Origin of the sequence: Nocardia grenadensis NBRC 108939, from assembly GCF_001613445.1 — a bacterium.
Lineage (GTDB): Bacteria > Actinomycetota > Actinomycetes > Mycobacteriales > Mycobacteriaceae > Nocardia > Nocardia grenadensis.
On the sequence record NZ_BDCJ01000013.1, the window covers coordinates 119,028 to 132,171 of the forward strand.

Below are 13,144 nucleotides of genomic sequence, written 5' to 3' on the forward strand. Positions count from 1 at the left end.
GGGCGCGACGAATACCGAGTTCGGCCCGGCGCCGGGTATCCTCGCCCGTCGCAGCCCAAGACCGCACGGCCGGATTCGAGCTGGACGGCGAACACCATCATCACAGCTTCGGCCGGGACCTGTCGGCCGGAACTGGTCTCGGCAGCGATAAGGCGGGCCCCATCGGTTACCCCGCTCCCGCGGCCGTGCGCGGGGTGAGCGTGACCACCGGTACGACCCGGCCCGCGGTGCGCTCGTACTCGGCCAGCGCGGGCAGGATCGCGACCATCGCGAGGTGCAGGCGATCGCGTTCGGGTCCGGCGTCGATCACCTCGGCATCGGCCTCGAAGAGTTCGGCGCCTACCTGCACGGTCACTGTCGGATGCGCGCGCAGATTGTGGTACCAGGCCGGGTTACGCGGCGCCCCGGCATTGGAGGCGACGATCACCAGCCGATCGCCGTCCCGTAGATACATCACCGGCTTCGTATGCGGTAGGCCGGATTTCGCGCCGATGGTGGTGAGCAGGAGCAGATCGTAGCCCGCGAAGGGCCCGCCGACGCGCCCCTCGCCGGCACGGAATTCCTCGATGACCTCGTCGTCCCAGGCGGCCATGTGCACGTCCTCCGCGTCCGAACCGCACCCCGCCGATCAGCGGTGCGCGTCACCGGGGGCGGGGGTCGATTACCCAGCGCCCGGTTCAACCAGAATGCCCCGCGTATCCCATGGAAAACAGCCGTTCCCGGCGGCGGTATCCGCCGGATGGAAAACGACCGATGCAGCACCGTGCGGTCGCCGGCCGGCCGGCTACCACGATTCGATCAACGGAACTCCGTGCTCCCGCCGCTGCCATTCCGCGGTGAGGCGACCGAGCCGGGAGGCGGTGGCGATCCCGCGCACTCCCGCGATCCGGTCGGCACGCATTTCCAGGATCACCGCGCCCACGACTCGGCCATCGAGTGTGGCCAGCATGGCCGGACTGCCGTTGACCACGGCGGCATGGATATCGGGCGAACCACCGGCGAGCCTGCGCTTGGCCGGAGATGGGGCGAAGCCCGCCCGCATCGCCGCAGCGATCCGCTGCGGGGTCGGGTACCGGATAAGTTTTCCGGTACCCCATTTGAGTCCGGCGCCGTCGGAAACGCCGGTCGCGTCGTCGGTCAGCAGCGCCACAAGCCGTTCGGTCCGGCCCGAGGACGCGGCAGCGACGAACGCCTCGACGATCCGACGGGCGGACGCGGGGTCGATATCGGAGGCATGGCCGACGGCGGCGATCCGGCGCCGGGCCCGATGGGCGTGCTGCTGGCTCCCGGACTCGGTGATCCCGAGGAACTCGGCAATCTCGGCGTGGCTGTAGGCGAACGCCTCACGCAGCACGTAGACGGCCCGTTCGACCGGTGACAGCCGTTCCATGAGCATCAGTACCGCCAGGGTCACCGATTCACGCTGTTCGACGGTATCGGCCGGGCCCAGCATCGGGTCGCCGTCCAGGAGCGGTTCCGGCATCCAGGCACCGACCGCGCGTTCGCGCCGCATCCGCGCCGAACGCAGCCGGTCGAGCGCCAGGTTGGTGACGATCTTGGTCAGCCACGCCTCGGGCACCTCGATGTACTCCCGGTCGGCGGCCTGCCACCGTAGGAAGGCGTCCTGCACCGTGTCCTCGGCGTCGGCGGCCGAGCCGAGCAGCCGATAGGCGAGCGAGGCCAGCCGGTTCCGGCTGGCCTCGAATCGCGCCACGGTGGCAGTGTCCATGGTCAGGACTCTATCCGGCGACCAGGGCGGCCGACGGCACTCCCGTGGTCGCCGCACGGTAGCGGTGACTCCGCTTCCCGAAGGTCGGGTGGCCGATGGCCCAGCCGCTGGTCGCCAGGATCGCCGCCTTGACCCCGGCTGCCGGGCGGCCGCGCAGCGCACCGGACCTCGCGCGGGCGTCACCGTCGACCAGCTGGAAGATCCCGTCCTTGCGGCCGAGACTGATGTGGTTGCCGAGATAGGACAACGCGGTCGTTTCGACCTTGCGCCCGGTCCGGTCCCCGATGATCGCGGATGTCGCCTGCATACCGGTGAATCCCGCCGAAGCGCACGACATCGGCAACGGCCGGCCGTTGTCGCCGATGACGAAGGCGCTGTCGCCGGCCACGTAGACATCGGGGTGGGAGACCGAACGCATCTGCCGGTCCACTTCGATCTGTCCGCCTGCCACCACCTCTAGGCCGCTGGCGGCGGCAATCGGATGGACGGCGAAACCGGCGGTCCACACGGTCGCGTCGGAGGCGAAAACGGTGCCGTCGGCGGCGACCGCCGCCGACGCCTCGACGCGTTCGATGGTGGTGTGCTCGTGGATCGTGATTCCGAACCGGTCGAAGGCGCGCAGCAGGTGCCGGCGGGCCTTCGACCCCAGCCACCCACCCACCTCGCCGCCGGTGACGAGATCGACCCGCAGGCCCGGCCGGGCTTCGGCGATCTCGGTGACGGTCTCGATCGCGGTCAGGTTGCCGCCGACCACCAGCACCTTCCCGTCTTCGCCCAGTTCGTCCAAGCGGGTACGCAGGCGCAGTGCGGACGGCCGCGTGGCCACGTGGAAGGCGTGTTCGGCGACACCCGCGACGCCGTGCTCGGCGGCGGTGCTACCGAGTGCGTACAAGAGAGTGTCGTAGCCGAGCCGGTCGGTGCCCGCGGCATCCGCGACGGTGACGTTCCGACGCTCTACATCGACGCCGGTCACCCGCGCTGTCCGTAGCCGGATACCGGTACCCGCGAACACCTGCGACAGCGGCCGGTGCGGGAGATCCCGGCCGGCGGCGAGCTGATGCAGGCGCAACCGCTCCACGAAATCGGGTTCGGCGTTGACAACGGTGATCTGGAAGTCGTCGGAATGCAGTTGACGGGCGAGGTATCCGGCGGAGAAGGCTCCGGCGTATCCGGCCCCGAGGACGACGATGCGATGCGGCATGGTTCGCTCCTGTCTGGTTCGCGTGCTTCCTGAACGAGACAGCTTCCGCGTTCCTGACAGCATCGAACGGTGAGGTGGATCACGCACGCGACCCGTACACACGCCACTACGCGAACAGCCCCGGCCGGCACCGGGGCTGTCCACTGTTCGGCCGTGGCGGATACCAGGACCGCCGCGGACCGGTCAGGCAGGCTGTTGTTCGGCCTTCTGCTCGGCCAGCATGGTGAGCGCGATATCGACGATCATGTCCTCCTGACCGCCCACCAGCCGGCGCCGGCCGGCCTCCATAAGCAGGGTCCGGACATCGATCCCGTACCGTTCACTGGCCGCCTCGGCATGCCGCAGGAAGCTGGAGTACACGCCGGCATAGCCGAGCGTGAGAGTTTCCCGGTCCACCCGCACCGGCCGGTCCTGCAGCGGCCGGACCAGGTCGTCGGCGGCGTCCTGGAGCGCGAACACATCACAGCCGTGCTTCCAGCCGAGCACATCGGCGACCGCCACGAACGCTTCGATCGGGGTATTGCCCGCGCCCGCACCGTGACCGGCCAGCGAGGCGTCCACCCGGGTGACCCCGTTCTCCACGGCCACCACCGAATTCGCCACCGACAGCGACAGGTTCTCATGGGCGTGGATACCGAGTTCGGTCGCCGGATCGAGGACGTCGCGGTAGGCCAGGATGCGGTCGCGGACACCGTTCATGGTGAGGCGGCCGCCGGAATCGGTGACATAGACGCAGTGCGCGCCGTAGCTCTCCATGAGCTTGGCCTGCGCGGCCAGCTCGGCCGGTTCGGCCATATGGCTCATCATCAGGAAGCCGGAGACGTCCATCCCGATCTCCCGCGCGGTGGCGATGTGCTGGGCGGCGACATCGGCCTCCGTGCAGTGGGTGGCCACCCGCACCGAGCGCACGCCCAGCCCCCAGGCCCGCCGCAGATCCTCGGCGGTACCCACACCGGGCAGCAGCAGGCTGGTCAGCCGCGCCTTCTTCAGGTTCGCGGCGGCGGCCTCGAGCCAGGTCCAATCGCTGTGCGACCCGGGACCGTAGTTCACCGAACCGCCGGCCAGCCCGTCCCCGTGCGCGACCTCGATGGCGTCGACACCGGCGGCATCGAGCGCGGCCACGATCTTGCCGACGTTCTCCGGGGTGATCCGGTGCCGGATTGCGTGCATACCGTCGCGCAGGGTCACATCCTGGACGAAGACGGTCGGCGCGGCGTCGGGCTCGCTCATCGGGCGCTCTCTTTCTGCTGAGTGTTCTGCGCGATCCGCTCGGCGACCTGCAATCCGGCCGAGGTCATGATGTCGAGGTTGCCGGCGTAGGCGGGCAGGTAGTGGGCCGCGCCCTCGACCTCGAGGAACACCGACACCCGATGGGTCGGGAAGGAGTCGTTGTCCTTGGCGAGCAGGGTGTGCACCGGCTGATCCCCCGGAATGGCGTCGATCTGCACCTCCTGCTTGAGCCGGTAGCCGGGCACATAGGCCGCCACATCGTCGACCATCTTCGCCACCGAGGCCTTGATCTGCTCGTGCGAATCGGCATCGGGGGCGGTGACCAGGCAGAAAACCGTATCGCGCATGATCAGCGGCGGTTCGGCCGGATTCAGGATGATCACCGCTTTGCCGCGTTCCGCACCGCCCACGGTTTCGATGGCGTGCGCGGTGGTCTCGGTGAACTCGTCGATATTGGCACGGGTGCCGGGCCCGGCGGATTTCGACGCGATGGAGGCCACGATCTCGGCGTAGGCCACCGGCACCACCCGGGAGACAGCGGCCACGATCGGGATGGTCGCCTGACCGCCACAGGTCACCATGTTCACGTTCGGCGCGTCGAGGTGCTCCTCCAGGTTCACCGGCGGCACCACGAACGGCCCGATGGCCGCGGGGGTCAGGTCGATGAGACGTTTACCCAGCGGTGCCAGCCGCTCGTGGTTCTGTTTGTGCGCCTTGGCCGAGGTGGCGTCGAAGACGATCTCGATCTCGTCGAAGTTCGGCAGCGCGATCAGGCCCTCCACTCCCTCATGGGTGGTGGGCACCTTCAACCGGGCCGCCCGGGCGAGCCCGTCGGATTCCGGGTCGATACCGACCATGGCGCCCATCTCCAGGAACCGGGAATGGCGCAGGACTTTGATCATCAGGTCGGTGCCGATATTGCCCGAACCGATGATCGCGACCTTGGTGCGCGTGTTGTTGTCACTCACGGGGAGACCTCCGAAGCGGTGGTGAACGAAGCCGTGACCGTCCCGAGGCCGGAGATGGCGGCGGTGACGGTGGCGCCGGGGTGCAGCGGCCGCATCGGGCCGAGCGCGCCGGAGAGGATCACCTGTCCGGCCCGCAGCGGCTCACCGAAGGTTCGGGCCTGTTGCGCGAGCCAGGACAGGGCATTGAGCGGGTCACCGAGGCAGGCGGCGCCGTTACCGGTCGACACTTCTTCCCCGTCGATGCGCATACTCATGGCGACGTCGACCGGTTCGAAGTCGTCCAGGGTCCGGCGCTCGGTGCCGAGCACGTAGAGACCGCTCGAGGCGTTGTCGGCGACGGTGTCGGCGAAGGAGATGTTCCAGTCGGTGATGCGACTGTCCACGATCTCCAGCGCGGCCACCGCCTCGGCGACGGCCGCGCGGCACTGCGCGATATCGAGCGGCCCCTCGGCGAGGTCCGCGCCGAGGACGAACGCGATCTCGGCCTCGGCCCGCGGCTGCAGGAGGCGGTCGATCGGGATCACGTCGCCGTCCGAGTACGCCATATCGGAGAACAGGACCCCGAAATCGGGCTGTTCCACGCCCAGCTGCTGCTGGACCGCCTGCGAGGTCGCGCCGATCTTGCGGCCGACCACCGTGATCTCCGGGGAGACCCGGGCGGCATTGAACCGCTCCTGGATCCGGTAGGCGGTAGCGATATCGTCCGGGCTGATCAACCCCTCCCGTAGCGGGGCACAGGTTCGGCGCGTCTCCGCGGCGGTGATCAGGCGAAGCGCGGCACGGGCGACGATCGACTCGTCTACGCCGGGCCCGCTGTCGCTGATGCTGTCGACAGTGGTGGCCACCACGACCTCCGTTCTCCTCTTCGTCGGGGTGTCACCAGTGCACACCCTCGGAGCGGCTCTGCACAGTAAAGTGGTCCACTGACCGGACCAGTCTTCAGAAGGGCCGCAATGCCGGACAACCACCTCGACGAGCGTTCCGTGCTGGGCCGGGCGCTGCTGATCCTGGAGGCGTTCGGGGTGGAGGACCAGGCCGTCGGACTCTCCGAACTGACCCGCCGCACCGGGCTGCCGAAGGCCACCGTGCACCGGATGTGCCGCGATCTGGTGACCGCGCGCCTGCTGAGTTCGGCACCGGAGGGCTACCGGCTCGGGCGCGGACTGTTCGAACTCGGTATGCGGGCGGCCACCGAGCGCACACTGCTCGAGGTCGCCGTACCCTTCCTCCAAGACCTGTTCGCCCGCACCCGCGAAACCGTGCACTTCGGCGTCCGCGACGGCGACGAGGTCGTCTACATCAGCAAGATCGGCGGCCACCGGCAGGCCCGCGCACCGTCCCGGATCGGCGGCCGGATGCCGCTGTACTGCACCGCGATCGGTAAGGCGCTGCTCGCGCACTCCGGCCCCGACACCATCGACCGCATCCTGGCCGGACCGCTGTCCAGACGCACCCCGCGCACCGTGGTCGCCCCCGGCCTGCTGCGGATTCAGCTCACCCAGATCCTCGAACGCGGCGTGGCCTTCGAGCACGAGGAATCCGCACCCGGCATCGTCTGTGTAGCCGCCCCCGTACTCAGTTTCGACGACCGGCCACTGGCGGCGATCTCGGTGACCGGCCCGGTCACCCGGTTCCACCCCGAATCCCACGCGGCATCGGTGCAGGCCGCCGCCGCGGGGGTGGCGTCCATCCTGGCCCGGCGGGCGCAGATTCCGGGGTAGCGCCCCTCATCGAACACGCGCCGGATTCGCTCCGCTTCACCGCCAGTACCTGCACGGTCATACCGGGACCGTGCTGGAACACCCCTTCGGCGATATCGCGGTCGACCTCCCGGCAATGCTCCAGCCGCAGCCCGGCCAGATCGAGATGGAACTCTTCCGGCGTCGGCAGTATCGCCCGGGTGGCGTTGATCCTGCCCAGCAAACAGGCCGGCCTCGGCCTGGCCCGGCACCCGCGACCCGCTCGACGCCGGGATCGACCCCCGATAGCAGAGCGCCGGGATTCGAACTCCCCCGAAATAGCTGTTGACTATCATGAGGGAAGGCCGAGAGCGGAGGTGACATGTCGACTCGCGCGTGGACCCGATGGCTTTTCCTACACGGCTTGACCAGGGCTTATCTTCGGTGGTCGGCCCGCCAGGGCGATCCCCTCGCACAGATCGCCTTCGGCCAGGATCGCCTGCTCGGCGCGTCACCGTTCATCGAGGAGATCCGTCGGCGGGGACGACTACCGAAGCTGTCGGGCGTGCACGTCACCGCCGACTACGAACTGTGTCGTCACGTCCTCCGTGACAAACGCTTCGGCTCGCTCGCACCCGGCCATCCCGCTATTCCGAAGCCGATCCGCTGGGTGCTGGCCAAGACGGATCAGGAACTTCCCAATCTCACCGAGCCGCCCTCGATGCTGGCGACCGATCCGCCGGACCACACCCGGTACCGACGTCTGGTCGGGCACGCATTCAGCCCGGGGGCGATCGGCAAATTGGAGCAGCGGACCGTCGAGGTAACCGATGGCCTGCTCGAAGGCATGGCGGCGAAGCCGCGCCCGGACCTGATCGAGGACTTCGCCGAACAGGTGCCCGTCGCGATGATCGCCGGCATTCTCGGGTTTCCCGACGATATGCATTCGACCATGCTGAAGTGGGGTCTCAACAGTGCACCGCTGGTCGACCGAGCCGTGACCTGGTCCGCGTATCGCCACGCCATCGAGGAGCTGGCGGAGGTCAAGCAGTATTTCGAGCAGCGCATCGACACGCTCACCGCCGAACCGGCCGAGGGCCTGCTGACCGTGCTGGTGACAAGTGGTGAGCTCAACCGCCGGGAGCAGATAGCCAACGCCGCCCTGCTGCTGGATGCCGGATTCCTGACAACGGTGAACCTGCTCGGCAACGGAATAGCACTGTTGACGAGCCATCCGGATCAGCTGGAATTGCTGCTGGCGCAGCCGGAGCTGTGGCCGGGCGCGATCGAGGAGATACTGCGCTACGACTGCCCCGTGCGGATCACCGGCCGAGTCGCCAACTGTGACCTCGACATCGCCGACCAGCACATCCGGCACGGTTCCCTGGTCCTACTGGCCCTGGCGGGCGCGAACCACGACCCCGGCGTCTTCACCGATCCCGAACGATTCGATGTGACCAGGGCCAACGCCTCGGATCACCTCGCGTTCAGCAGTGGGATACACGGTTGCCTGGGATACCGGCTGGCCCGGATGGAAGGCGTTATCGCCCTGCGGACCCTCTTCGAGCGATATCCGGATCTGCGCCTGGACGGCCCCCCGATCCCCCGCCGCCTGGTGAACCTGCACTCCTACCGCTCCATGCCCGCCGAACTCACGCCCGGCCGATCGGCCCCTCCGGCACCTCCCGGGTGACGGAGGCGGTGCCGCGCTCGGCGCGGCGATCGCGGCCGGCACTTTCGAGCCGCGCTACCGCGTTGTCGGTCAGCCACCGCACCTCGTCGTCGCTCATGGCCGTTGCCGCGTACGCGACGCTGAGTTCGAGGCCACCGAGCCACGTATTGGCGATCACGAACAATGACGGCCCGAACATATCGAGGGAAACGGCTCTGGTGACGTCCTCGAGCGTGTAGGCACCGTAGCCGGACCGAAGCCCGGACTCGCCTACCGTGGTGACGCCGAGTCCGTCGATACGCCGATTGTTCCGGATCGTCGGCCGGACTTCGCGCCGATATACCTCCCAGTCGGGAAACTCCATGATCGAGGCGGCCTCCCGATCTTTGGCCAGCGCGGCGATCAGCTTGAACGAGGCGTCCCGGGCGGTTGCCCAGAAGTCGTCGGTGATCGAATGCTCGGTACGCAGGATGTCGGCGTAGCAGCCGCAGGTCTCGTCCGGCAATGCGAGTTCACCGAAGCGGCGGAGGTCGACCGTGCTCAACACGGTCATGGTGTCGAGCCGGTATCGCTCGCGGATGGCGAGTAGGAAGGCCGCCGTTATCGCACCGTGCACTGTCGTCCTGTTGGCTTTGATGGCATCCTCGAGCCGCGCTGTGGTGTCGGGGTCGAGGCGACGCGCCAGTACTCGCGACTCTTCCTTCGGCTCGGGTATCGCTTGCTTGGGCAGCCGAATGGCCGCCGTATAGGTGGTTTTCCCGTCGGTGCCGGACTTGCCGGCCGAGCCGGCCTCGACCGGTGGCGGCAAGGCGGTGCGGGGCGGCGATTTCGATTGCGGCGCGGCCGGTTCGGCCAGGAATTCGAGAAGTCGGTGGCCGAGCATATTGGCGGAGTGGGCATCGAGTGTTGCGTGATCGGCACACATGACGATGTGGTTGAGGTCGGCGTCCGGAGACTGCCGCACCATCGTTATCCGGAGGCGCGGATGGTTGCCCTTCGGGATCGGTGTGCGGATCTCGGAGGCCATCACCTTCCGCCAAGCGTCCGGATCGGTGTCTTCGAGGACTCGCAACGGGATCTCCGTTGTGCCCTCGGTATCGAACCAGGGCTCGCGATGGGCGAACGGCGGCAGCCGTCGCCAGATGATCTTGCCGTAGCGGATATGGGCGCGCAGGATAGGGTGCTGGGTCTGTAGCCAGGCGAGCGCCTGTTTCACCAGTATCGGATCGAGGCGTCCGCGCACATGCAATACCTGCACGGTGATCAGCCCACGACGGGCATGTAAATGGTTGAGCAGTTGTTCTTTTTTGCCCAGCGGGCGCGTTTCGACCACGTCGCCCTCCCATCTTTTCGCGTATTTCAGGTCGCGTCGAAATTGGTTAGTATGTTGACGACGTAAGGGGCTGGTGTGATGAACGATATCGAACAACCGATAATCGAGTATATCTCCGCCATGGTGGCCGAAACCGGTGGATCGCCGGTCGATCGCGATACCCCGTTACTCGAGGCCGGATTGTTGGACTCGATCAAACTGGTAAGACTGGTGCAGTTCCTCGAGCAGGAATTCGAGATCGGCATCCCGGAGACGGAGATACAGGCGGACCTGTTCGAATCGCCCGCGAAGATAGCAGCCTATGTCTCGCAGCGCGCGGCTCAGCCTGCCTGAAGCTCGCCCAACCGCCCGCGGAGCACCTTACCTGCCGAGCTGCGGGGTAGTGCGTCGATAAATGCGACCTCGGCCGGTACCTTGTGCTCGGACAATCTTCTGTGGGCGTAGCGGATCAACTCGCCGGCCGATACCTCTGCCTCTTTGACGACGAATGCGATCAGCCGATTGCCGTTGCGCCCGTCCGGAAGACCCGCCACCGCGGCTTCGGCGACGGCGGGCAGGGTCATGAGCGTCTCCTCCACTTCGATGGGGTCGATCTTATAGCCGGATACCTCGATCAGCAGCTTGCTGCGACCACGAATGAAAATGCGGCCCTCTTCGTCGAGAGAGGCGAGATCACCGGTTCTGAACCAACCCTCGTCGAAAGCCTCGGCATTGGCCACGTCATTGTCGAGATAGCCCCGCATGAGCGAGGACGACCTTATTTCCATTTCGCCGACGGAGGGGCCGAAATCGGTGTCGAACGGAATGATGCGGGCCCTGGCGTCACCCGCCGGTTTGCCCACCGAGGCCCAGCTCGAGTCGGGATCGGCGGAGTCGTTGTGCGCGAACATGCTCGCCTCGGTGGAGCCGTAGTTCTGACGAAGTGGGACACCGAGGCGCTCACGTACCGCTTCGTAGACCGGACGTTTCAAGGAGACGCCGCCCGAGACGGCCATACGCAGCCCCAGATCGAAACTGCCGGCCTGGCCGGTGATGATCTCGTACATTGCCGGAACGGCACCCATGAAGGTGACGCGCTCACGGACCATGGTGTCGAGCAGCTTCTTGCGGGAAAGCGCCAGCGGCAGGCGATCGCTCCAGTACAGCGTCGTCGCACCGCCGGCCACGGCGTACGCGGTCCCCATCTGAAAGCCCATCGAGAAGTTGCCCGGCAGGATGTTGAGGACGATATCGTCGGGCTGGATATCCCAGGCCGTGCCGGCTCGTTCGCCATCGGCGAGGAGTTCGGCATGGGTATGCGGTACCACCTTGGGCAACCCGGTCGAGCCGGACGAGAAGAGGTAGAGCGCCGTGGTGTCGCCGGGCAGTTCCGGCAGCCGGGTGGTCGTCCTTCCTTCGGGCAGTGCGTCAGTCGAGAACAGGGGAATACCGGGGGCCACCTCCGCGATCAGCGCCTCGGCGAACGCGGCACGGCCGGGGGTCGAGACCACCGCCTTCGGTGCGGTTTTCCGCGCGAGCGTGGCGAGTTCGGTCCGGGTGGCCGTCTCGGCCATCGGCATCGCGATGGCGCCGATGGCGAAGAGAGCATGGGAAGCGGCGAAGAGATCGGGCGAGTTCGGAAGCAGCAGGGCGACGGGATCGCCGCGCTCGACCCCGCATTCCATGAAGCCGACGGCGAGTCGGCCGATCCGCTCGACCACATCGGCGTAGGGCGTGAATACTTCGCCCTGCCGCAATCCGCTGGTGGTCGGTACCTGCGCTGCCATTGCGAGCAATTTGTCGTAGATCATCTCTACTCCGCAGGGGTCGGTTCCCTTGTCCGTAAGGATAGAAGTGGGATGCGGCATCTACAAGGTTTCGGCGTCCGGGTCCAGCAGCTCGGCCGGGGAGTCAGTCGGTCCCGCAGCACAGCTCAGTACAGCACTCGACGAATGCCCGGACCACCGGATCGGTGTCCGACTCCGCCTTCCACACGACACCGACCCGGCTCGCCGGCACCCCGGTCAGCGGGCGGTAGGCGATACCGGGCCGGGCATAGAACCGGGCAGCCGACTCCGGGGCCAGCGCTATCCCGTATCCGTTGGCGATCGCGCTGAGCCACGCGTCGGGTTGATCGGTCACCGCACCGATCCGCGGCGCCCGGCCCGCGCGTTCGTCCACCGCGAGCCAGAAGTCACGCCAGGCGCCCGTTTCGGCCGGGGCCGCGACGAACGGTTCGTCCAGCAGGTCGGCGAAGTCGATCGACTCGCGCCCGGCCAGCGGATGCGCGGCGGCCAGGGCAACCCAGCGCGGTTCGCTGAACAGTTCCCGCACCCGCAAGAGGTCCTGTCCGGGGAACGGCAGCCGGAGCAGGGCGATATCCACCTCGCCGGCGGCGAGGCCCCCGGTCGGGTCGCCCCACGAGGCCTGCCGCATATCCACCCGCCAGCCGGGTTGCCGGCGGGCGAACTCGGCGATGATCCGCGGGGTGGCCTCGTTGGCCGCGCTGGCGAGAAAGCCGACCCGCAGCGTCCGCGCCGCGCGACCCGCAGCCTGCCGGGTTTGCCGGACTGCCCGATCCCATTCGGCGAGCAGCGCCGGTACCCGCCCGGCGAGCGCCTCCCCCGCCGCGGTGAGCGCCATCCCCGCCCGTGAGCGCACGAAGAGTTCGACACCGAGCAGGTTCTCCAGCTGCCTTATCTGCTTGGTCAGCGCCGGTTGCGAGACATAGAGCCGCGCGGCGGCGCGGGTCAGATTCCCCTCCGCCGCCACCGCGGCGAAGTAGCGGAGCAACCGGGTGTCCACATCCATTCCGACAGGTTATGGATGCAGGTATTGGCGGGTTTCGCCAGGGTCCACAAGGCTGGATTCCACAACAGGCGCACCAGCTTCGACCGGGCGCCACGCTTACCCCCGGCACCGGGCGCCGAGCGCGCCCCATCGAACAGGAAGTCGCCGTGCACACCATCTATCTCGTCGTCGCCCTCGTCACCGTCGTGGCCAACGCCGGTGACGCCCTCGCCGGTTTCGCCAGGGCGCCGTTCGTCCTGGCCAATTCCGCGGAGGTGGGCGTGCCGCCCGGCTGGGTGCCCTGGCTGGCCACGCTCAAGCTCGCCGGCGCGGCCGGCGTCCTACTGGGCCTGCTCGGCATGGAAGCGCTGGGATTCGCCGCGGCGGTCGGCCTGGTGCTGTTCTTCGCGGGCGCCCTCCTCACCCACCTGCGGGCGCGCGTCTACTACAACCTCGCCTTCCCGGGCGCCTACTTCGCATTCGCCCTCGCGACCGCCGCTCTCACGGTCGTGCACTAACGGGCCGGCGGCTCGGAGCAGACGCACAACGACACGGTCGCGTCG

13 protein-coding genes are annotated in these 13,144 nt (G+C 67.9%); 4 read left to right on the forward strand and 9 right to left on the reverse strand.

What is annotated here, in order from left to right; genetic code table 11:
- Positions 1–166: 166 nt before the first annotated feature.
- The 6 genes from NGR01S_RS16570 to NGR01S_RS16595 all read right to left on the reverse strand — a co-directional run bounded on the left by NGR01S_RS16570 (position 167) and on the right by NGR01S_RS16595 (position 5,952).
- Positions 167–592 (reverse strand): nitroreductase family deazaflavin-dependent oxidoreductase, encoded by a 426-nt coding sequence (locus NGR01S_RS16570; RefSeq protein WP_063037752.1) that lies wholly within the window; start codon positions 590–592, stop codon positions 167–169.
- A 192-nt stretch (positions 593–784) separates the two neighbouring features.
- A complete protein-coding gene (locus NGR01S_RS16575) occupies positions 785–1,729 on the reverse strand; it encodes a sigma-70 family RNA polymerase sigma factor (RefSeq protein ID WP_063037754.1) in 945 nt (314 codons plus the stop codon).
- Positions 1,730–1,739: 10 nt separating this feature from the next.
- Complete coding sequence (locus NGR01S_RS16580; protein WP_063037756.1) at positions 1,740–2,930, reverse strand: NAD(P)/FAD-dependent oxidoreductase; 1,191 nt, start codon at positions 2,928–2,930, stop codon at positions 1,740–1,742.
- Positions 2,931–3,113: 183 nt separating this feature from the next.
- Entirely contained in the window at positions 3,114–4,160 is a 1,047-nt protein-coding gene (gene dmpG / locus NGR01S_RS16585) for a 4-hydroxy-2-oxovalerate aldolase (RefSeq protein WP_063037758.1), read from the reverse strand.
- Positions 4,157–5,128, reverse strand: a complete 972-nt coding sequence (locus NGR01S_RS16590; RefSeq protein ID WP_084481190.1) for an acetaldehyde dehydrogenase (acetylating) — start codon at positions 5,126–5,128, stop codon at positions 4,157–4,159. The genes dmpG and NGR01S_RS16590 overlap by 4 nt, the downstream gene beginning before the upstream one ends.
- Positions 5,125–5,952 carry a 2-keto-4-pentenoate hydratase gene (locus NGR01S_RS16595; protein ID WP_063037981.1) on the reverse strand — a complete coding sequence of 276 codons (828 nt, stop codon included), beginning with the start codon at positions 5,950–5,952 and terminating at the stop codon, positions 5,125–5,127. Before NGR01S_RS16595 ends, NGR01S_RS16590 begins: the two co-directional genes overlap by 4 nt.
- 129 nt (positions 5,953–6,081) lie before the next feature.
- Between NGR01S_RS16595 and NGR01S_RS16600 the strand changes: the two genes are divergently transcribed.
- Positions 6,082–6,849, forward strand: a complete 768-nt coding sequence (locus NGR01S_RS16600) for an IclR family transcriptional regulator (protein WP_063037760.1) — start codon at positions 6,082–6,084, stop codon at positions 6,847–6,849.
- Positions 6,850–7,189: 340 nt separating this feature from the next.
- Positions 7,190–8,500, forward strand: coding sequence for a cytochrome P450 (locus NGR01S_RS16605; protein ID WP_063037762.1), 1,311 nt, complete (start codon positions 7,190–7,192; stop codon positions 8,498–8,500).
- Here NGR01S_RS16605 and NGR01S_RS16610 read toward each other — a convergent pair.
- Positions 8,460–9,812 (reverse strand): phthiocerol/phthiodiolone dimycocerosyl transferase family protein, encoded by a 1,353-nt coding sequence (locus NGR01S_RS16610; RefSeq protein WP_063037764.1) that lies wholly within the window; start codon positions 9,810–9,812, stop codon positions 8,460–8,462. The genes NGR01S_RS16605 and NGR01S_RS16610 overlap by 41 nt on opposite strands.
- Before the next feature lie 78 nt (positions 9,813–9,890).
- Between NGR01S_RS16610 and NGR01S_RS16615 the strand changes: the two genes are divergently transcribed.
- A complete protein-coding gene (locus NGR01S_RS16615; protein WP_169811924.1) occupies positions 9,891–10,145 on the forward strand; it encodes an acyl carrier protein in 255 nt (84 codons plus the stop codon).
- Here NGR01S_RS16615 and NGR01S_RS16620 read toward each other — a convergent pair.
- Both NGR01S_RS16620 and NGR01S_RS16625 read right to left on the reverse strand, forming a co-directional pair.
- A complete protein-coding gene (locus tag NGR01S_RS16620; RefSeq protein WP_169811925.1) occupies positions 10,133–11,512 on the reverse strand; it encodes a class I adenylate-forming enzyme family protein in 1,380 nt (459 codons plus the stop codon). The two genes, NGR01S_RS16615 and NGR01S_RS16620, sit on opposite strands and share 13 nt — an antisense overlap.
- A 190-nt stretch (positions 11,513–11,702) precedes the next feature.
- On the reverse strand, positions 11,703–12,602 hold the full coding sequence (locus NGR01S_RS16625; protein ID WP_063037769.1) for a LysR family transcriptional regulator: 900 nt from the start codon (positions 12,600–12,602) through the stop codon (positions 11,703–11,705).
- Between the two features lie 146 nt (positions 12,603–12,748).
- On the opposite strand from NGR01S_RS16625, the gene NGR01S_RS16630 reads away from it, so the two are divergent.
- Positions 12,749–13,099, forward strand: a complete 351-nt coding sequence (locus tag NGR01S_RS16630) for a DoxX family protein (protein WP_063037771.1) — start codon at positions 12,749–12,751, stop codon at positions 13,097–13,099.
- Positions 13,100–13,144: the final 45 nt, after the last annotated feature.

What these genes read in the sequence shown, in the direction of transcription:
- NGR01S_RS16570 (WP_063037752.1), bottom strand. Translation starts at nt 592, where the DNA reads ATGGCCGCCTGGGACGACGAGGTCATCGAGGAATTCCGTGCCGGCGAG.
- NGR01S_RS16575 (WP_063037754.1), bottom strand. Translation starts at nt 1,729, where the DNA reads ATGGACACTGCCACCGTGGCGCGATTCGAGGCCAGCCGGAACCGGCTG.
- NGR01S_RS16580 (WP_063037756.1), bottom strand. Translation starts at nt 2,930, where the DNA reads ATGCCGCATCGCATCGTCGTCCTCGGGGCCGGATACGCCGGAGCCTTC.
- dmpG (WP_063037758.1), bottom strand. Translation starts at nt 4,160, where the DNA reads ATGAGCGAGCCCGACGCCGCGCCGACCGTCTTCGTCCAGGATGTGACC.
- NGR01S_RS16600 (WP_063037760.1), top strand. Translation starts at nt 6,082, where the DNA reads ATGCCGGACAACCACCTCGACGAGCGTTCCGTGCTGGGCCGGGCGCTG.
- NGR01S_RS16605 (WP_063037762.1), top strand. Translation starts at nt 7,190, where the DNA reads ATGTCGACTCGCGCGTGGACCCGATGGCTTTTCCTACACGGCTTGACC.
- NGR01S_RS16615 (WP_169811924.1), top strand. Translation starts at nt 9,891, where the DNA reads ATGAACGATATCGAACAACCGATAATCGAGTATATCTCCGCCATGGTG.
- NGR01S_RS16625 (WP_063037769.1), bottom strand. Translation starts at nt 12,602, where the DNA reads ATGGATGTGGACACCCGGTTGCTCCGCTACTTCGCCGCGGTGGCGGCG.